This window comes from Aeromonas sp. 84A (assembly GCF_051919345.1).
Classification (GTDB): Bacteria; Pseudomonadota; Gammaproteobacteria; order Enterobacterales; family Aeromonadaceae; genus Aeromonas; species Aeromonas veronii.
Genome location: NZ_JBQBEW010000001.1, coordinates 126,126 through 144,081 on the forward strand (window position 1 = coordinate 126,126; position 17,956 = coordinate 144,081).

At 61.6% G+C, this 17,956-nt stretch carries 16 protein-coding genes; 6 read left to right on the forward strand and 10 right to left on the reverse strand.

Annotation, left to right across the window (positions count from 1 at the left end):
- Nucleotides 1-106 precede the first annotated feature (106 nt).
- Entirely contained in the window at nt 107-1,216 is a 1,110-nt protein-coding gene (locus ACTG20_RS00620) for a YeeE/YedE thiosulfate transporter family protein (protein ID WP_439987406.1), read from the forward strand.
- Nucleotides 1,217-1,295: 79 nt separating this feature from the next.
- Here ACTG20_RS00620 and ompA read toward each other — a convergent pair whose 3' ends face one another.
- From ompA to ilvG, 6 genes are all read right to left on the reverse strand, one after another.
- Nucleotides 1,296-2,390: a porin OmpA gene (gene ompA / locus ACTG20_RS00625; protein WP_111900973.1), complete on the reverse strand. Its 1,095-nt coding sequence runs from the start codon at nt 2,388-2,390 to the stop codon at nt 1,296-1,298.
- Nucleotides 2,391-2,679: 289 nt separating this feature from the next.
- Nucleotides 2,680-4,200 (reverse strand): threonine ammonia-lyase, biosynthetic, encoded by a 1,521-nt coding sequence (ilvA, locus tag ACTG20_RS00630; RefSeq protein ID WP_439987407.1) that lies wholly within the window; start codon nt 4,198-4,200, stop codon nt 2,680-2,682.
- Between the two features lie 3 nt (nt 4,201-4,203).
- Entirely contained in the window at nt 4,204-6,045 is a 1,842-nt protein-coding gene (gene ilvD / locus ACTG20_RS00635) for a dihydroxy-acid dehydratase (protein WP_194494735.1), read from the reverse strand.
- Between the two features lie 143 nt (nt 6,046-6,188).
- Complete coding sequence (locus tag ACTG20_RS00640) at nt 6,189-7,133, reverse strand: branched-chain amino acid transaminase (RefSeq protein WP_194494736.1); 945 nt, start codon at nt 7,131-7,133, stop codon at nt 6,189-6,191.
- 12 nt (nt 7,134-7,145) lie between these two features.
- Complete coding sequence (gene ilvM / locus ACTG20_RS00645) at nt 7,146-7,424, reverse strand: acetolactate synthase 2 small subunit (protein WP_005342011.1); 279 nt, start codon at nt 7,422-7,424, stop codon at nt 7,146-7,148.
- Nucleotides 7,421-9,067 carry an acetolactate synthase 2 catalytic subunit gene (gene ilvG, locus ACTG20_RS00650; protein WP_194494737.1) on the reverse strand — a complete coding sequence of 549 codons (1,647 nt, stop codon included), beginning with the start codon at nt 9,065-9,067 and terminating at the stop codon, nt 7,421-7,423. The genes ilvM and ilvG overlap by 4 nt, the downstream gene beginning before the upstream one ends.
- A gap of 384 nt (nt 9,068-9,451) precedes the next feature.
- Here ilvG and ACTG20_RS00655 point away from each other — a divergent pair, with 384 nt between their 5' ends.
- The 3 genes from ACTG20_RS00655 (at nt 9,452) to ACTG20_RS00665 (ending at nt 12,965) form a co-directional block, all read left to right on the forward strand.
- On the forward strand, nt 9,452-10,966 hold the full coding sequence (locus tag ACTG20_RS00655) for a YifB family Mg chelatase-like AAA ATPase (protein WP_194494738.1): 1,515 nt from the start codon (nt 9,452-9,454) through the stop codon (nt 10,964-10,966).
- A gap of 127 nt (nt 10,967-11,093) precedes the next feature.
- The gene (locus ACTG20_RS00660; RefSeq protein WP_139742472.1) at nt 11,094-11,993 is read left to right on the forward strand and encodes an acyltransferase; all 900 of its coding nucleotides are present in this window, start codon (nt 11,094-11,096) and stop codon (nt 11,991-11,993) included.
- Nucleotides 11,994-11,999: 6 nt separating this feature from the next.
- Nucleotides 12,000-12,965 carry an acyltransferase gene (locus ACTG20_RS00665; RefSeq protein WP_194494739.1) on the forward strand — a complete coding sequence of 322 codons (966 nt, stop codon included), beginning with the start codon at nt 12,000-12,002 and terminating at the stop codon, nt 12,963-12,965.
- On the opposite strand, the gene ACTG20_RS00670 is transcribed toward ACTG20_RS00665, so the two are convergent.
- Together ACTG20_RS00670 and ACTG20_RS00675 are read right to left on the reverse strand one after the other, a co-directional pair.
- Nucleotides 12,890-13,396, reverse strand: a complete 507-nt coding sequence (locus tag ACTG20_RS00670) for a DUF523 domain-containing protein (protein WP_194494740.1) — start codon at nt 13,394-13,396, stop codon at nt 12,890-12,892. The two genes, ACTG20_RS00665 and ACTG20_RS00670, sit on opposite strands and share 76 nt — an antisense overlap.
- Nucleotides 13,393-14,043 carry an NUDIX hydrolase gene (locus tag ACTG20_RS00675; RefSeq protein ID WP_129504937.1) on the reverse strand — a complete coding sequence of 217 codons (651 nt, stop codon included), beginning with the start codon at nt 14,041-14,043 and terminating at the stop codon, nt 13,393-13,395. The genes ACTG20_RS00670 and ACTG20_RS00675 overlap by 4 nt, the downstream gene beginning before the upstream one ends.
- Nucleotides 14,044-14,117: 74 nt before the next feature.
- Between ACTG20_RS00675 and ACTG20_RS00680 the strand changes: the two genes are divergently transcribed.
- Both ACTG20_RS00680 and pncB read left to right on the forward strand, forming a co-directional pair.
- A complete protein-coding gene (locus ACTG20_RS00680) occupies nt 14,118-14,753 on the forward strand; it encodes a nicotinamidase (protein WP_005357452.1) in 636 nt (211 codons plus the stop codon).
- Nucleotides 14,754-14,854: 101 nt separating this feature from the next.
- On the forward strand, nt 14,855-16,033 hold the full coding sequence (pncB, locus tag ACTG20_RS00685) for a nicotinate phosphoribosyltransferase (RefSeq protein ID WP_194494741.1): 1,179 nt from the start codon (nt 14,855-14,857) through the stop codon (nt 16,031-16,033).
- A 71-nt stretch (nt 16,034-16,104) separates the two neighbouring features.
- Here the strand turns inward: pncB and ACTG20_RS00690 are convergent, their stop codons facing one another.
- Nucleotides 16,105-16,713: a thiol:disulfide interchange protein DsbA/DsbL gene (locus ACTG20_RS00690; protein ID WP_005339604.1), complete on the reverse strand. Its 609-nt coding sequence runs from the start codon at nt 16,711-16,713 to the stop codon at nt 16,105-16,107.
- A 229-nt stretch (nt 16,714-16,942) separates the two neighbouring features.
- Nucleotides 16,943-17,932, reverse strand: coding sequence for a serine/threonine protein kinase (locus tag ACTG20_RS00695; RefSeq protein ID WP_194494742.1), 990 nt, complete (start codon nt 17,930-17,932; stop codon nt 16,943-16,945).
- Between the last annotated feature and the right edge of the window lie 24 nt (nt 17,933-17,956).

The window sequence follows — 17,956 nt, forward strand, 5'->3', positions numbered from 1 at the left end:
GAGTCAGCGCCCCCCTTTTTCTCTGCATTGACTAAATGGGTAGCATTGGACTCCACGAGGGAATAGGATCCGCCCCTCTGAAAACCAACTGCAAGGATCAACAGACATGAATCGAAAATGGTCGCTCCCCATCGTGGCAATCGCGGGGGGAGCGTTACTCTGGCTTGGCAACACCTTTGGTATGAAATGGGCTCTGATGGCCCTGATCGGATTCGGCTTCGGCTTCACCCTCTCCTTCAGCCGCTTCGGCATCGTCTTCGGTTGGCGCGAAATGCTGACCAAGCGCAACAGTTACTATGTGCGGGTTCACCTGCTCACCATCGCCATCGAAATTCTGCTGTTCACCACCTTCCTCTCTTTTAGCCACGCCCTGTTTGGCGATGCCATGGTGGGTAACGTGATGGCTATCGGCATTCCCTTCATCGTCGGTGCCTTCCTGTTCGGCATCGGCATGCAGCTGGCAGGCGTCTGTGCCACCGGCACTCTTTATTGCTGCGGCGAGGGACAACCCCGCTTCTGGCTGGTACTGATCTGCTACGGCATCGGCACCCTTATCAGCAACCAGTTCCGCCCCGAACTGGAGGCCACCTTCTCCAGCCATGTGGTGCTGGCCAAGGATTTGACCGGCAATATCTGGAGCGGCATGCTGCTCAACCTGGCGCTGGTCGCCGCGCTGTTCCTGCTGTTTCGCAACAGCGAACTCAAGCGTACCGGCGAGCTCAAGCCCCTCTTCAGCGGCGGCAATCTGTTCTGGTGCGATGGCCGATTCACCGTGCTGACCGGCGGCATCATCATCGCCCTGCTCAACTCCACTGTCGTCGCTCTGCACGGCTCGGCCTGGACCATCACCGGCGCCGTCTATGACATGGCGCTGCGCGGCGCCTCTCTGTTCGGCCTGTTCGAGGGCAACCCCAAGCTGGCCCAGCCACTCTTCATCAATCCCATGGTCGGCATGTTCTGGCTCGGCATTCTGGGGGCCATGCTGGCGCGCTGTTTGAGCGGTGGCGGCAACTTCGCCCCGATGCGGATCGGCAACAGTCTGGCCTCCATCATCGGCGGCCTGTTGATGGGGATGGGCGCCATGTACGCCGCCTGCAACCTCGGCGGCTTCTTCGATGGCACCGCCTCTGGCAGCCTGCACGGCTGGGTCTGGATGCTGATGGCCCTCGCTGGCAGCCTCATCGGCATCCGCCTGCGCCCGCTGTTCGGGCTCTGAGGCACGACATCGTAAACACCCCATAAGAAACGGGAGGCCAGGCCTCCCGTTTTAACATTTATCGCTCCCGTCGCTCTGCTTATTGGACAGGCTGGGAAACCCCTTCCAGATGAATTTCCACCCGGCGATCAGGTGCCAGACAGGCGATCAGCTCTTGCTTGGAGCGGCTGGCACAGCTGCTGCCAGTGACCGGATTGGCCTTGCCACGCCCCTCGACTCGTACCTTGTCGGCATACAAGCCTTTGGATACCAGATAGCTGGCCACGCTCTGGGCACGTTTCTCAGAGAGGGCCAGGTTGTAGTTGTCGGAACCGATGCGGTCGGTATAACCGATGACAGTTGCGACACCATCTTTCGGATTGGCCGCCACAATCTGGCTGAACAGGGCATCGAGCGCCTGATTGGCAGCCGGTTTCAGGGTCGCCTTGTTGAACTCGAACAGCACATCGGAACTCAGACTGAAGGTTTTGGGCTCAACCACGGCTACAGGTGCCGGTTCGGCGGCCGGAGCGGGCGCCGGTGCAGCGACCTCGCCACCTTGCTGACCGAAGCGATAGAGCATTCCGAACGAAATCAGTCCGTTATCCATCTCGATACCGGAGCGATCGAGAGAGGCATCTCCCAGCGGCGTGGTGTACTGGTACTCCAGACGGGCAGCCCAGTCACGATCGATGGCATATTCGGCACCCAGCGCACCAACGAAGGCGGCGCCATGCTTCTTGCCGGTCTCGCTGGTATTGGCGAAGCTGATCTCGCTATCCGTCCAGGCATAGGCACCGCCCAGTCGGCCATAAAGATCGAGCACATTCGTTGCCGGGAAGCTGATCTTCATGGTGGCCTGAATCATCTGGCTCTTGGCTTCGGTCTTGAGGGTATTGGCGCCAGTGCCCGAAGTGGTGTCATATTTGCCAAGCCAGTCATAACCCAGCTCGAAGCCCAGATTGGGGTTGAGCTGGTAACCGGCGAACAGACCCAGACCCAGATCATCCGTGTTCTCGCTGGTATTACCCAACGTCTGGGCAATCGACTCGGCATACTGGTTGTGGTCAACGCCATAGTAATTGGACCAACCGGCCTTGCCACCGACATACCAGGTATTGTCCTGAGCGGCGGCCTGCACGGCTCCGGCCGCCAGCAAACCACTGACCAATACGGCAAGCATGGATTTATTCATATTTTCGCCTCTGCAATAAGTCGTTATGGGCGCCTGAGTGCGCACTTTCCCTGTGTGAAGCCGTCAGGCGGCCTCTCCGCTATTCAGGGTATCCCATCCGAACGCAGCCTCAAATGACCAAGCCATCAGGAGTGTGAGCTTGCCAGCAATATCCGGCGTAAAAATCACCAGCATACTGGTTCACATGGTTTTACCAGTTAAACCATGACCTTGCGTCGTACGGAGTGGACCTATCCACACGCAGCAATAGAAAAGGGAGGCATAACGCCTCCCTTGAAGCCCCCCTTGCTCAACTGGCCAGAAACAACCGGTAGGCGGGGTCATCGCTCACCTCTTTCCAGCCGTAGCCAATCTCGTGCAGATAGTCGTGGAAGGCGGTCACGTCCTCGTCCGGCAGCTCGAAGGCGCAGAGCACCCGGCCGTAGTCGGCACCGTGGTTGCGGTAGTGGAACAGGCTGATATTCCAGCGACAGCCGAGGGTCTCCAGAAAGCGCATCAGGGCGCCCGGCTGCTCCGGAAACTTGAAACTGTAGAGACGTTCACCGAGGGGCCGGGCCGGGCGGCCGCCAATCATGTAACGCACGTGGTTCTTGGCCAGCTCGCTCTCGGTCATGTTGACCACCGGATAGCCGTTGCCACCGAGCTGATCGATGATCTGGCCCAGCTCTTCATCACCACCGGTGAGGCGCACCGAGACGAACAGCGACGCCTGCTCGGCATCGGCGTAGCGGTAGTTGAACTCGGTCACCATGCGGGGGCCGAGCTGACGGCAGAAGTCGAGGAAGGCCCCCTTGCGCTCGGGGATGGTCACCGCCAGCATACCCTCACGCTTCTCGCCGATCTCGCAACGCTCCGACACGTAACGCAGGCTGTGGAAGTTGACGTTGGCACCGGACAAAATGGCCGCCATCCGCCCCCCTTTGACCTGCTCCCGCTCGCTGTAGGCCTTGAGGCCCGCCAACGACAGGGCGCCCGACGGCTCGGCGATGGCGCGGCAGTCATCGAAGATGTCTTTCAGCGCGGCGCAGATCTGGTCGTTGGAGACGGTCACCACCTCGTCCAGATACTGGTTGCACAGGCGGAAGGTCTCCTCGCCGATGCGCTTGACCGCCACCCCGTCGGCAAACAGCGAGACCCGCTCCAGATTGACCGGCTCGCCGGCCGCCAGCGCGGCCTTGAGACAGGCGGAACCCTCCGCCTCCACCCCGATAACCTTCACATCCGGCAGCAGCTGTTTGATGTAGACCGCCACCCCGGCGGCCAACCCGCCGCCGCCCACCGGCACGAACACGTGGGTGAGGTGGGTATCCTGCTCCAGCAGCTCCTTGCCGATAGTGCCCTGCCCAGCGATCACCTCGACGTCGTCAAACGGCGGGATCAGGGTGTAGCCCTCCAATTCAGCGAGGCGGCGACTCTCGCCGTAGGCCTCGTCGAAACTGTTGCCGAACAGCATGACGTTGCCGCCCTGACGGCGCACCGCGTCGATCTTGATGTCCGGCGTGGTCTTGGGCATCACTATGATCGCTTTAATACCGAGCTTGGCGGCCGACAGGGCGACCCCCTGCGCGTGGTTGCCGGCGGAGGCGGCGATGACGCCACGCGCCTTCTGCTCCTCATTCAGAGTGGCGATCTTGTGGTAGGCACCGCGCAGCTTGAAGGAGTGGACCGGTTGCAGATCCTCCCGCTTCAGGCTGACATGGTTGCCGAGCCGCTCGGAGAGTTTCTTCAGGGTTTGCAAAGGGGTCACCCGCGCCGCCTCATAGACGGGGGAGAGCAACACCTTGCGTAGATAATCCGCCGCAGAGACCATGATTTATTCCCCCAGCATCGAGCGATCGCGAACCGCGCCTTTATCGGCGCTGGTAGCGAACATAGCGTAGGCACGCAGGGCAAAGGAGACCTGACGCTGACGATCGAGCGGCTTCCAGCCCCGAGCCTCGACGGCGACGCGGCGGGCAGCCAGCACACTGTCGGCCACCTCCAGCACCATGCTGCGGGCCGGGATATTGATACTGATGATGTCGCCATCCTCCACCAGACCTATGGTGCCGCCGGAGGCCGCCTCCGGCGAGACGTGGCCGATGGAGAGGCCCGAGGTGCCGCCGGAGAAGCGACCATCGGTGATCAGGGCGCACGCCTTGCCCAATCCCATGGATTTCAGATAGGTGGTGGGGTAGAGCATCTCCTGCATGCCCGGCCCCCCTTTCGGCCCTTCGTAGCGGATCACCACTACCTCGCCTGCTTTCACGGTACCGTCAAGGATGCCGCTCACAGCGCTCTCCTGACTCTCGAATACCCGGGCCGGGCCACGGAAGGTGAGGTTCTCCTCATCCACCCCGGCAGTCTTGACGATGGCACCGTTGACCGCGAGGTTGCCGGAGAGTACGGCAAGGCCGCCCTCCTGGCTGTAGGCGTTGTCCAGCGAGCGGATACAGCCTTCTGCTCTGTCCAGATCCAGCTCTGGCCAGCGGCAATCCTGACTGAACGCCTTGGTGGTGCGGATCCCGGCCGGGCCAGCGCGGTAGAAGTCCACCACCTCCTGACTCGGCTGGCGGCTGACGTCATATTCATCGAGCTGTTCAACGAGGGAGCAACCCAGCACGGTACGGGTATCCCCATGCACCAGACCCGCTTTTTCCAGCTGGCCCAGAATGGCGACCACGCCACCGGCGCGGTGCACATCTTCCATATGGTATTTCTGGGTGGAGGGCGCCACCTTGCACAGCTGGGGCACCTTGCGGGACATGCGGTCGATATCGGCCATGGTGAAGTCGACGCCAGCCTCCTGCGCCGCCGCCAACAGGTGCAGCACGGTATTGGTGGAGCCGCCCATGGCGATATCCAACGCCATGGCATTTTCGAACGCCGCCTTGGTGGCGATGTTGCGCGGCAGGGCGGTCTCGTCATCCTGCTCATACCAGCGCTTGGCCAACGTCACGATGCGCTGGCCCGCCAGCTTGAACAGCTGCTCGCGATCGGCGTGGGTTGCCAGCATGGAGCCGTTGCCCGGCTGGGAGAGACCCAGCGCCTCGGTCAGGCAGTTCATGGAGTTGGCGGTAAACATGCCGGAACAGGAACCGCAGGTGGGGCAGGCGCTGCGCTCCACCTGTTCGCTCTGGGCGTCCGACACCTTGGGATCGGCGCCCTGGATCATGGCATCCACCAGATCCAGCTTGATGATCTGGTCGGAGAGCTTGGTCTTGCCCGCTTCCATCGGGCCGCCGGAGACGAAGATCACCGGGATATTGATGCGCAGGGCAGCCATCAGCATCCCCGGGGTGATCTTGTCGCAGTTGGAGATACAGACCATGGCGTCGGCGCAGTGGGCGTTGACCATGTACTCCACCGAGTCGGCAATCAGCTCGCGCGATGGCAGGGAATAGAGCATGCCGCCGTGGCCCATGGCGATGCCGTCATCCACGGCGATGGTGTTGAACTCCTTGGCAACCCCCCCCGCTGCTTCGATTTCGCGCGCCACCAGCTGGCCCAGATCCTTGAGGTGAACGTGGCCCGGCACGAACTGGGTGAAGGAGTTGACCACGGCGATGATGGGCTTGCCGAAATCCTGATCGGTCATTCCGGTGGCACGCCACAGGGCGCGTGCCCCGGCCATGTTACGTCCGTGGGTGGTGGTGGCGGATCTCAACTTCGGCATGTCTCTACTCCCTGAATGCCCATATGGGCTCGATGCGTTATGCAGTGATGATACGAGTGGATCGGAATCGATCCTGGTGAAGACTCCTCTGGGAAGTTCTCACCGGAAGCGACTCGGGGAGGCATGACGCCTCCCCTCTCTCATCAGTCGTTGACGGGCGTCAGCCAGCCCCACTTGTCTTCGGTCTTGCCATTGAACAGGCCGAAGAAGGCGTTTTGTAGCTGCTCGGTCACCGTGCCACGGCTGCCAGCGCCCACCTTCATCCGATCGACGGAGCGCACCGGGGTCACCTCGGCGGCGGTGCCGGTCATGAAGATTTCGTCTGCGACATAGAGCGCCTCGCGGGGCAGCGCCTGCTCACGCACCTCGTAACCCAAGTCACGCGCGAGCGTCATGATGGTGTCGCGGGTGATGCCGGGCAGGATGGCTGCGGTGGCAGGCGGGGTAAACAGCACGCCATTCTTCACCAGGAACAGGTTCTCCCCCGCCCCTTCGCTCAGGTAGCCGTTCACATCCAGCGCCAACCCCTCGGCGAAGCCGTTGCGCTTGGCCTCGCGGCTGATCAGCTGGGAGGAGAGATAGTTGCCGCCAGCCTTGGCGCCGGTGGGAATGGTGTTGGGAGCGAGCCGGTTCCATGAGGTGACACAGACATCCACCCCGTTTTTCAGCCCCTCTTCCCCCAGATAAGCGCCCCACGGCAGAGCGGCGACCATCAGGTCAGCCTTGGCATCCAGTGGCGGATGCAGCCCCAGCCCCACGTTGCCGACAAAGGCCAGCGGGCGCAGGTAACCGCTCTTCAGGCCGTTCTCGCGCACCACGGTGCGGCAGGCTTCATTCACGTCGGCCTCGCTGTAAGGGACGTCCATCCAGTAGATTTTGGCGGAGTCGAACAGGCGGCGGGTGTGCTCCTGCAGACGGAAGATGCAGGTGCCTTTGGGGGTGTCGTAAGCGCGCACACCCTCAAACACCGAGGAGCCGTAGTGCAGGGCGTGGCTCATCACGTGCACCTGGGCATCCTGCCAGGGCACCATCTTGCCGTTGAACCAGATGTATTGGGGGTGAGTGGCGGATTGGGAAGGCTGTGACATTGGCTTGGCTCCTTAAGCTCTGATCCGGGGTTGCTGTTCCAGTGCATCGACCCGGGAGACGTCCACCAGCTTCACCAGCTGGCTCCACAACTGCTGGATGGGACGCACCGACTCGACAGTAACCGTGATCCGCAGCTGTTGGCAATCCTGCTCCATATTCAAGGCACAGAGATTGAAGCCGCGGTGACGCACCACCCGCAGCACCCGCTCCATCACTTCGGGTCTGGGCTGGGCATGGATATGCAGGGTGTGCTGTGCAAATGCTGGCTGGGCAAGGGTGTGCGGGTTCATGGGCGTTGCTCCATCATCTTGTGGTTGGCGACTCCCGGCGGAACCAGGGGCCAGACGTTTTCTTCCTCTGAAATAGCCACATGCAGCAGGTAGGCACTCTCGCTTGCCAGCAGGCGATCGAGGGCTCCGGCTATCTGCTCCTTGCATGTGATGGTTTCGCCGGGGATGCCGAAAGCAGCAGCCAGGGCGACGAAATCGGGGTTGTCGGAGAGGATGGTCTCGCTGTAGCGGCCGTCGAAGAACAGCTCCTGCCACTGGCGCACCATGCCGAGGCGCTGGTTGTCCAGCAGCACCATCTTCACCTTGAGTTGGGCGCGGCGGATGGTGCCGAGCTCTTGCACGTTCATCATGAAAGAGCCATCACCGCTCACCAGCACCACTTCATCCTCCGGGCGCGACATCTTGGCCCCGATGGCGGCCGGCAGACCGAAGCCCATGGTGCCGAGACCGGCGCTGGAGAGATGGTTGCGCGGACTGGTGAAGCGCATGTGCTGGGCGACCCACATCTGGTGCTGACCCACGTCGCAGGCCACCACGCTGCTCTCCGGCAACTTGGCAGAAAGCTGCTTGAGCAGCGCCGGGGCGTAGATGGCCTGACCCGGGTGGTCGTAGCGAAACGCATATTCGCGAGCCATGGCGGCGCAGTGTTCACGCCAGGGGGCGATCTCGAGAGTCATGGCGAGGCGCGGCAGCACCTGTTTGAGATCCGTGGTGATACCCACCTCGGCGGCGCGGCGCTTGCCGAATTCGGCGGCGTCCACATCGAGATGGATCACCTTGGCCTCGGGGGCGAACTCTTCCAGCTTGCCGGTCACCCTGTCGTCGAAACGGGCCCCCACCACCAGCAGCAGGTCGCACTGCTGCACCGCATAGTTGGCCGCCTTGGTGCCGTGCATGCCGAGCATGCCCAGATAAACGGGGCTATCGGGATCGAGCGCGCCAATCCCCTTGAGAGTGGTGACCGCAGGCATGCCGGTGGCGGCGGCAAAATCACGCAACTGCTGCTCGGCATTGGCCATACCCACCCCGCCACCGACGTAGAGCACCGGGCGCTCGGCGGCAGCCAGCAGGGTGCGGGCTGCGGTCAGTTCCGAGGGATTGAGCGCCTCCGGCTCTTCCACCGCAAACAGCGGGCTCTGGGGCGGCACGGCAGCCAGTTGTACATCCTTGGGGAGATCGATCAGCACAGGTCCGGGGCGCCCTTCGGTGGCGATGGCGAAGGCTTCTGCCAGCACCCGCCCCAGATCGGCGGCATCAGTCACCATAAAGGAGTGCTTGGTACAGGAGAGAGACATGCCGAGCACATCGACCTCCTGAAACGCATCGGTACCGATGGCGGCACAGGGCACCTGACCGCTGATGGCCACCAGCGGCACCGAATCGAGCAGCGCCTCCGCCAGACCGGTTACCAGATTGGTAGCGCCGGGGCCGGAGGTAGCGATGCAGACCGCCACCTGACCGGATGCGCGGGCATAGCCCACCGCCGCCATGGCGGCGCCCTGCTCGTGGCGGCAGAGCTGATGGGCCAGACCACCGTCATACAGGGCATCGTAGACCGGCATGATGGCCCCGCCCGGGTAACCAAACACCTGGGTCACACCCTGTTTCTTGAGAGCCTGTACCAAAAACTGCGCGCCGTTCATGTGGAAAATCCTGTCCTTTGGTCGAAAAAAAACCCCCGAGCTGTGAGGCTCGGGGGTCGCTTGTTTCGTTCTGTCCGGTGGTGGGTCTATCCCTTGTTCCGTGCAGCTAAACGAGCCCCGAGCGGTGAGATAATAATCACCACTAGGATCACAATAATGCTGACGAAACGTGAGGCCATGTTCATAGTTACAACCGGAAATCCTGTGAAATTGGGGCGGTTTCTACCGCGAATGGCTATTAGAACTAGCACGGTGATTTTTATTGGGCAAGCCTTTTTTCTGTGACAACCCACTGATTTTGGCTATTCCTCAGCCGGAACTCTGGAATAAAAAACCAACAACAAGCAGTTAGTCAGAACATATATCAACTCAAGGACGGGATTTATGTCATTAGCTGTGGTTTATAGCCGTGCCAGCCTCGGGATCGCGGCCCCGCAAGTTACAGTGGAAGTTCACCTCTCCAACGGCCTGCCCGCCTTCAACATGGTCGGCCTGCCGGAAACCTCGGTGAAGGAGTCGCGAGATCGGGTGCGCAGCGCCCTGCTCAACGGCAATTTCGAGTTCCCGAGCAAACACATCACGGTCAATCTGGCCCCCGCCGATCTGCCCAAGGAGGGAGGCCGCTTTGATCTGGCCATCGCCATCGGTATTCTTGCCGCTTCCAAGCAGATACCTGCAAAATATCTGCTCGATCACGAATTTTTAGGGGAATTGGCCCTGACCGGAGAGATCCGCCCTGTGCTCGGGGTGCTGCCCGCCGTGCTCGCCTGCCGGGATGCGGGGCGCACCCTGCTGGTGCCGCGAGAGAACGGCCCCGAAGCCTCCCTCATTCAGGATGCCGAGGTGCGCACCGCCCACCAGCTGCTGGCAGTCACCGCCTGGCTGGCAGGACAATACGAACTGCCGCTGCCGAATCCCCAAAGCGCGGAGAGCCTGCCCGATGTACCGGATCTGCAGGATGTGATCGGCCAGTCACAGGCCAAGCGGGCACTGGAGATCGCCGCCGCCGGCAGCCACAACCTGCTGTTCATCGGCCCGCCCGGCACCGGCAAGAGCATGCTGGCCAGCCGACTGCCCGGCATCTTGCCGCCGCTGAGCGAGCAGGAAGCGCAGCAGACCGCCGCCATCCACTCCATCGGTGGCCTCACCCCGCGCGCCGGTCACTGGCACCACAGGCCATACCGCACGCCGCACCACAGTGCCTCGGCAGTGGCGCTGGTGGGCGGTGGCAGCCACCCGCGGCCCGGCGAAATATCGTTGGCCCACAACGGGGTGCTGTTTTTGGATGAATTGCCCGAGTTCGAGCGCAAGGTGCTCGACTCCCTGCGCGAGCCGCTGGAGACGGGCCACATCACCATCAGCCGGGCCGCCCGTCAGGTGGATTTTCCCGCCCGCTTTCAGCTGGTGGGGGCCATGAATCCCAGCCCCTGTGGCCACTATGGCGACGGCCAGACCCGCTCCAGCCCGGATCAGATCCTGCGCTACCTCGGCAAACTCTCCGGCCCCTTTCTCGACCGCTTCGATCTGACTGTGGAAGTGCCACTGCTACCCAAGGGGAGCCTGACCGGCAAGGCGGAGCGGGGGGAATCGAGCCAGCAGATCCGCGATCGGGTACTGGTGGCACGGGAGCGCATGCTGAGTCGCAACGGCAAGCTCAACAACCTGCTGGATAGCCGTGAGATAGAGGATATTTGTCGACTATCACCGCAAGATGCCGAATTTTTGGAGAATGCCATCCAGAAGCTGGGGCTCAGCATCCGGGCCTGGCATCGCATCCTGCGGGTGTCACGCACCATCGCCGATCTGGCCGGGCAACCCGCCATCGGCAAGGAGCATCTTATCGAGGCGCTCGGTTATCGCGCCATGGACAGGCTGCTGTCGCGATTGCGCAGCAGCTGACAGAAGGGAAAGGGTGAGTCCAACCCCCGTAACGGCTCTGAATGGTCTCACGGGCAATCGGCTGATATTATGGCCACAGATCTGACCACTTGATGGCCCTTTATCGACAGCAAGACGGACCCGACTCATGCCCAACAAGCTGACAGAGCGACTGCGCGGCAGCCTCTCCACCCTGCTCTATTTTTTCAACACCCTCTTCTGGTTTGTCCCCATCTTCTCGCTGGGTCTGCTCAAGCTCCTGCTCCCCCTCAAGGGGTGGCGCACCCTCTGCAACTGGCTGCTCGATGGCTGTGCCAGCTGCTGGATCGGTTTCAACAATCTGATCCAGAAAACCATCATCAAAACCCCTTTCGAGGTGGTCGGAGTGGACAAAGGGCACCGGAATGAGTGGTATATGGTGATTGCCAACCATCAATCCTGGGTCGACATACTGGTACTGCAGCGGGTTTTTAACCAAAAAATCCCCTTCCTGAAGTTTTTCCTCAAGAAAGAGCTGATTTGGGTACCTTTTCTCGGTCTGGCATGGTGGGCGCTCGACTTCCCCTTCATGCGGCGATATTCCAGGAAATTTCTGGAAAAACATCCCCATCTGAAGGGAAAAGACATTGAAACGACCCGTAAGGCCTGCGCCAGGTTCCGCCACATTCCGGTGAGTGTGATGAACTTCGTCGAAGGCACCCGCTTCACCGGCAGCAAGCATCAGAAGCAGGGCTCGCCCTATCGTCATCTGCTGCTCCCGAAAGCGGGGGGCATCGCCTTTACTCTGGCCGCCATGGGTGATCAGTTGCATCAACTGGTGGATGTCACCATCGCCTATCCGGACGGCATTCCCAGCTACTGGGACTTCATGTGTGGCCGGGTCGGGCAAATCAAGGTTCAGGTCCGCTATTTGCCGATCGACCGCAAGCTGGTGGGGGATTACTTCAATGACCCCGAGTTCCAACAAGAGTTTCAACAGTGGTTGAACGGGATCTGGCACGAAAAGGACCAGACCCTGAGCCAACTGCTGGCAACCAAGGCGCAGTAAACATTCATGCTATCCCTGCTTCCCGGCCCGCTGGTGCTGATCATCAGCGCGGGCCTGACCATCCTTTTCACCGCCTTGTGCGCCAGTCTGATCCTGCTGGTGTCGCTGGCCAAACTGTTGCTGCCGATCCCGGCCTTTAGCCGCGCCTGCAGCCGGCTCAACAACCGCTTCATGAGACTGTGGCTGGCCTGCAATGCGCTGGTGATCCGCCTCACCACCCGCATTGACTGGCAGGTGGAGGACAATACCAAGCTGCGCAAGGATGGCTGGTATCTCATCATCAGCAACCATATGAGCTGGACCGATATCGTGGTGCTCGGCCACCTGTTCCGCGATAGGCTGCCGGTGCCCAAGTTCTTCATGAAGCACGAGCTCATCTACATCCCGCTGCTGGGGCTCGCCTGCTGGGGGCTCGATATGCCCTTTATGCGTCGCTACTCACGGGAGTTTTTGCTGAAGAACCCGCACCTGCGCGGCAAGGATATCGAGACCACCCGCAACGCCTGCGAGAAGTTTCGCCATATCCCCACTACCGTCATCAATTTCGTGGAAGGAACCCGCTTCACCGAGCAGAAACGGGATGCGACCCGCTCCCGCTACCGCCATCTGATGCCCCCCAAAGCGGCGGGGCTGGCCTTTACGCTGGCAGCCATGGGGGAGCAGTTCGACAGCCTGATCAACGTCACCATCCGCTATCCGGACAACGCCGAGACCCCGTTCAAGGACTTCCTGATGGGGCGGGTAAAACATATTCAGGTGCGGATCGAGGAGCTGCCGGTGGATGAGGCGCTGATTGGGGATTACTTCAACGACAAGCAGTTCAAGCGCGGTTTTCAGGAGTGGCTAAACCAGCGCTGGCAGGAGAAGGACGAGGTGCTGGAGGGGTGGCAGAGCGGTCAGGCGCCGCTGCCGGTTGCCGCCAAATCCGGGGAGGAATCCAAAGAGAGCGCAGAAGCCAACTCGGCCAACTGATCTTCGGAAAAGACTGCAATCCCGTGGCGGCGCAGCAGGGCAGTGGTCTTGCCCTCGCCCGCCACAGAAACACCTTCGAAGCGGCCGTTATAGATACGGCCGCTGCCACATGAGGGGCTCCCCTCTTTCAGCAGGGCGAAGCGAATGCCCTGCGTCTGACAGATTTCCAGCGCCAGCTCGGCGCCACGGTCGAACTCGGCAGTCACATCCAGCCCGCTCGCCGTCACTACCAGCTCGCCCTGCCGCTCGGCAGGGGGGCGTGGGGTCGGCAAACCGCCAGCCACTTCGGGGCAGAAGGCCAGCACCCGCCCCTCGGCACCCAGCGCACTCAGCCAGTCGCTGACGATTCCCTTGCTCTGACCGTCGTAACGCACCGGCTGACCCAGCAAGCAGGCACTCACCAGCACCTTGTGTACGCCGGTCTCACTCATGCTTCCGCTCCATGCATCACCTGATCGAACATCACGCAGCAGGGGCTCTCCAGCCGGTAGAGGATAGCGGGACGCTGTTTGCCGGTGCGCTTGCGGCCGGTATCCACCAGAATGTCGGCGCGATGGATCCGCTTGCGAAAGGCGGCCGTATTCATGGGTGTTTGCAGGATGATTTCGAAGGCGCGCTGCACCTCGGAGAGGGTGAACTCGGGCCCCAGCAGTTGCAGCGGCAGGGTGCTGTAACGGCTCTTGATCCGCAGCCGCTCCAGTCCCTTGGCGATAAGCTGGACATGGTCGAAGGCGAGGCTCAGCCCCGGCAGGTTGGCGAGCGGATGCCAGCAACCGTGGATCGCCTCCACTTCCGGATCGACCAGACAGAGATAGACCAGGGTCGTGGACCAGCCGCGGGGATCCCGCTCCAGATTGCCGAGGGTGCAGACCTGCTCACTGTAGCAGTCACCCAGACCCCACTCCGCCAGCAGACGGCGCTGGGCGGCATCCAGATCCCGATCCCGGGTCTCATCGATGCGCAGCGCAGGCAGTTGCCAACAGTGGGCAAAGGGGGGGCGATCGCGGGTCTCAAGCAGCAGCTCGAGCCGCTCCTCATGCAACCGCAGCACCACCATATCCAGACTCATTCTCAGCATGCCGATCGCCCTGCTCGCCTTCCATTAATGTTTGGTAGATAATATCACACGAATAGTATGTGCAGGAGCCAATCATGGGAACCGTCGCCAGCCTGGATATTGATGCGCAGAAGGGCTTTACCCCCCTCTGCCCGAACGAACTGCCCGTTGCGGGCGGTGATGATATTGTGGCTGCGCTCAACGCTCAGGCCACCCTCGCCACGCTGCGGATCGGCAGCAAGGACTCTCACCCCGCCAATGCCGACTGGGCCGTTTCTGACCCCGCCGGCATGCTGCTGCCGCTGGATCTGCCCAACGCCGACCTCACCTGGCCGGTGCACTGCGTACCGGGCAGCAAGGGCTTCGAGCTGCTCGACGGCCTGCCCGCTCCCATCGACTATGACTTCTTCGTCTGGAAGGGGGTCGAACCGGATCTCCATCCCTACGGCACCTGCTTCCACGACCTGGCCGAACGGCGCAGCACCGGACTCATCGAATTCCTGCAAGCCCGCAAGGTCGATACCGTACTGGTCGGCGGCCTCGCCACCGACTACTGTGTCAAAACCAGCGTGCTGCAACTGCGCCGCGCCGGTTTCCGGGTGATCGTCCATCTCGATGCCTGCCGTGGCATCGCCCCCGCGACGGTTGCCAGCGCCCACACCCAGATGATTGAGGCTGGCGCCGAACTGGCCCAGACCCTGATCGATGTACAACGCCTGCTGGACGCCTGATATGCCACCGATTCTTACCAGCCTGCTCGACACCGACGCCTGCACGTTACATATGCGGCAGGGGAGCTCCATCGTGCTCACCAGTCTGCGAGGAGCCTGATATGCCCCCAATCCTCACCAGCCTGCTCGACACCGACGCCTACAAGCTGCATATGCAGCAGGCGGTGTTCCATCGCTATCCGGATGCCGAGGTGGTGGCCGAGTTTCACAGCCGCAATGAAGAGGATCTGCTGCCCATGATGGGGCAGATCGAGGAGCAACTGCGCCTCGCCGGTTCCCTGCGACTGACCAGGCCAGAGCTCGATTTTCTGGCCGAGCGTCCCTTCTTCACCCCTGACTACCTCGACCACCTGCGCCGCAAGCCGCTCGACGCCTCCCTGCTCAAGGTGTTCGAGCAGGGAGGCCGCATCAATGTGCGGGTCGAGGGCCCCTGGCAGGATGTGATCCTGTGGGAGATCCCGGTGCTCGCCATCATCAGCGAGATGCGCAACCGCTTCCGCTACCCCCAGTTCGGCGTCAGCCACGCGCTGGAGCGGCTCGATCAGAAGATCGACAAGCTGGAGAAGGAGCTGAGCAGCGACGAGATGAGCGAGTTTAACCTCATCGACTTCGGCACCCGCCGCCGCTTCTCTCACGCGGTACAGGATGCGGTAGTGGGTCGCCTCAAGGAGCGGCTGCCAGCGTTTCGCGGCACCAGCAACTACATGCTGGCCCAGAAGTACAAGCTGCCTGCGGTCGGCACCCAGGCCCATGAGTGGTTCCAGGCGCACCAGCAGCTCGGCTTCCCGCTGGAGCACAGCCAGCGCGCAGCCCTCACCAGCTGGCTGGACGAGTTCACCGACCATCTCGGTATCGCCCTGACCGACTGCATCACCATGGATGCCTTCCTGCGGGACTTCGACTTCGAGCTGGCCAGCAGCTATCAGGGCTTGCGTCACGACTCCGGCGATCCCGTGGTGTGGGGCGAGAAGGCGATCAGCCACTATCAGCGTCTCGGCATCGACCCGACCGACAAGACCCTGGTCTTCTCCGACGGGCTCAACCTCGACAAGGCGGTGCAGCTGTTCCGCCACTTCCGTGGCCGCATCAACACCAGTTTCGGCATCGGTACCAAGCTCACCTGCGATCTGCCCGGTGTCAGCCCGATGAACATCGTCTTCAAGCTGATCGAGTGCAATGGCGGCCCGGTCGCCAAGATCTCCGACAGCCCGGGCAAGACCCTCTGCCGGGATGCAGAGTTTATCCGCAACCTCAAGCAGGCGTTCCACGTCGGGGTCTGATCTTCCCGACAACCAGAAAACAAAAAGCCCGCCGGTTCGCACCGGCGGGCTTTTTATCAACTCAAAAAGTATCAGTCTTTCTTGGCCAGCAGGAACTGCACCAGCTTGTTGAACTGCTCTTGAGATGTGATGGATTCAATCTTCACCATGTACTTGCCGTTCACCAGGAAGGCCGGTACACCACGAATGTTGTAGCTCTCGGTGTTGCGATCGAACTGGGAGACCATGCCGGAGACGGCGAAGCTGTCGACGGCACCGTCGAACTCTTCAGCCGGTACGCCGTTGTCCACGAAGATCTTCTTCACATCGTCACGGCTCATCGGCGGCTGACGTTGGGTGTGGATCTTGGTGAAGATGGCCGGAGTCAGCTTGGCTTCGGCATTGAGCAGGCTGGCAACGGCATAGGCACGCTGCATCTCGGGGCCCATCTCGCGACCGAGGAAAGCAACCGGGTTCTTCTTGAGGGGCACACCCTCTGGCAACCCGGCCTTCAACTGTTCAACGATCGGTTCGAAGGTAGCGCAGTGCGGGCAGTAGTAGGAGAAAAACTCCATCACTTCCGGCTGGGCACTGCCAGTCTGTTTGACCACATCGTAGTTGACGCCTTCCTTGAACTCGGGGGCGGCGTGAACCATGGGGATCATCAGCATGGCAGCAAGGAAAAATAGAACTTTTTTCATGATGTTTCCTGTTAAGGGATCACTGTGAGGCACGCCCGGCGAACCGAAGCAGTGCCAAGCCTATTGTTTCGCCATGCTGACGTCAATGGTCAGGGCCGGAGATCGAGTCCCCCTTGCCGCGCAAGATCCCTTCTATTTCACCAGTTTGGCATCAGGCTCAACGGTGGTGCCTTGAGTGCCTCCGGCTAATCGTGCCAAAGGTGGGGCTATCTGCTGGCCGCCGGATAAGTTACCACCCCGGCATCAGGGTCAACGGCGGTGCCTTCAGCGTTTCCAACTGATCGTGCAGGGTCGCAATCTGTTGACGCCAGTAGTGATCGGTATTGAACCAGGGGAAGTGACGGGGGAAGGCGGGATCTTCCCAGCGCCGCGCCAGCCACGCCATGTAGTGAACGATGCGCATCGCCCGCAGCGGCTCGATCAGCGCCAGCTCCCGCGAGTCGAACTCCATAAACTCCTCGTAGCCCGCCAGCAGGGTGTCGAGCTGGATCTGCTGCTCGTGGCGCTCGCCGCTCAGCATCATCCAGAGATCCTGAATCGCGGGGCCGGTACGGCAATCATCGAGGTCGACAAACATGGGGCCATCGCGCCACAGGATGTTGCCCGGGTGGCAGTCGCCATGCAGGGAGATCTGCGCCACATCCAGGGCCATGGCGTCGCTCACATGCTTGATCAGCTCGTCGAGTACCCCGAAGAATTGCTTCGCCAGCCCGCTTGGCAGCCACTCGCCAGACGCCAGCAGCTGACGCGGTTCGTGCAACATGCTCTCCACATCGAGCCGCACCCGATGATGAAACGGCTTGCTGGCGCCGATCTGATGAATGCGACCGAGGAAACGCCCCACCCACTCCAGCTGGTCGAGGTTATCCACCTCGAACTGGCGGCCACCGACGCTCTGCCAGATGGCAAAGGGGTAGCCCTCGTGCTCCAGCAGGGTCTCGCCCGCGAAGGCGAGCGGTGCAGCGACCGGGATCTCCGCCTCTGCAAGGCGGGTGGCAAACTCGTGCTCCTCGAGGATCTGGGCCCAGCTCCAACGGCCGGGACGGTAGAACTTCACCACATAGCGGCGACGATCCTCATCCTGAAACTGGTAGACCCGGTTTTCGTAGCTGTTGAGCTCGATAAGGCCGGAGTCGAGCCGCAGGCCACTGAGATCGAGCGCATCCATGATGAGGTCGGGATTGAGGTCGGAATAGTTGAAACGCATGTCATCCACCATAAGAAAGGGGCGCCGTTGCGCCCC

What these genes read in the sequence shown, in the direction of transcription:
- ilvM (WP_005342011.1), bottom strand. Translation starts at nt 7,424, where the DNA reads ATGAACCCGCACACCCTTGCCCAGCCAGCATTTGCACAGCACACCCTG.
- ACTG20_RS00660 (WP_139742472.1), top strand. Translation starts at nt 11,094, where the DNA reads ATGCCCAACAAGCTGACAGAGCGACTGCGCGGCAGCCTCTCCACCCTG.
- ilvG (WP_194494737.1), bottom strand. Translation starts at nt 9,067, where the DNA reads ATGAACGGCGCGCAGTTTTTGGTACAGGCTCTCAAGAAACAGGGTGTG.
- ACTG20_RS00680 (WP_005357452.1), top strand. Translation starts at nt 14,118, where the DNA reads ATGGGAACCGTCGCCAGCCTGGATATTGATGCGCAGAAGGGCTTTACC.
- ompA (WP_111900973.1), bottom strand. Translation starts at nt 2,390, where the DNA reads ATGAATAAATCCATGCTTGCCGTATTGGTCAGTGGTTTGCTGGCGGCC.
- ACTG20_RS00670 (WP_194494740.1), bottom strand. Translation starts at nt 13,396, where the DNA reads ATGAGTGAGACCGGCGTACACAAGGTGCTGGTGAGTGCCTGCTTGCTG.
- ACTG20_RS00655 (WP_194494738.1), top strand. Translation starts at nt 9,452, where the DNA reads ATGTCATTAGCTGTGGTTTATAGCCGTGCCAGCCTCGGGATCGCGGCC.
- ACTG20_RS00695 (WP_194494742.1), bottom strand. Translation starts at nt 17,932, where the DNA reads ATGGTGGATGACATGCGTTTCAACTATTCCGACCTCAATCCCGACCTC.
- ACTG20_RS00675 (WP_129504937.1), bottom strand. Translation starts at nt 14,043, where the DNA reads ATGCTGAGAATGAGTCTGGATATGGTGGTGCTGCGGTTGCATGAGGAG.
- ilvD (WP_194494735.1), bottom strand. Translation starts at nt 6,045, where the DNA reads ATGCCGAAGTTGAGATCCGCCACCACCACCCACGGACGTAACATGGCC.
- ACTG20_RS00640 (WP_194494736.1), bottom strand. Translation starts at nt 7,133, where the DNA reads ATGTCACAGCCTTCCCAATCCGCCACTCACCCCCAATACATCTGGTTC.
- ACTG20_RS00690 (WP_005339604.1), bottom strand. Translation starts at nt 16,713, where the DNA reads ATGAAAAAAGTTCTATTTTTCCTTGCTGCCATGCTGATGATCCCCATG.
- ACTG20_RS00620 (WP_439987406.1), top strand. Translation starts at nt 107, where the DNA reads ATGAATCGAAAATGGTCGCTCCCCATCGTGGCAATCGCGGGGGGAGCG.
- ilvA (WP_439987407.1), bottom strand. Translation starts at nt 4,200, where the DNA reads ATGGTCTCTGCGGCGGATTATCTACGCAAGGTGTTGCTCTCCCCCGTC.
- pncB (WP_194494741.1), top strand. Translation starts at nt 14,855, where the DNA reads ATGCCCCCAATCCTCACCAGCCTGCTCGACACCGACGCCTACAAGCTG.
- ACTG20_RS00665 (WP_194494739.1), top strand. Translation starts at nt 12,000, where the DNA reads ATGCTATCCCTGCTTCCCGGCCCGCTGGTGCTGATCATCAGCGCGGGC.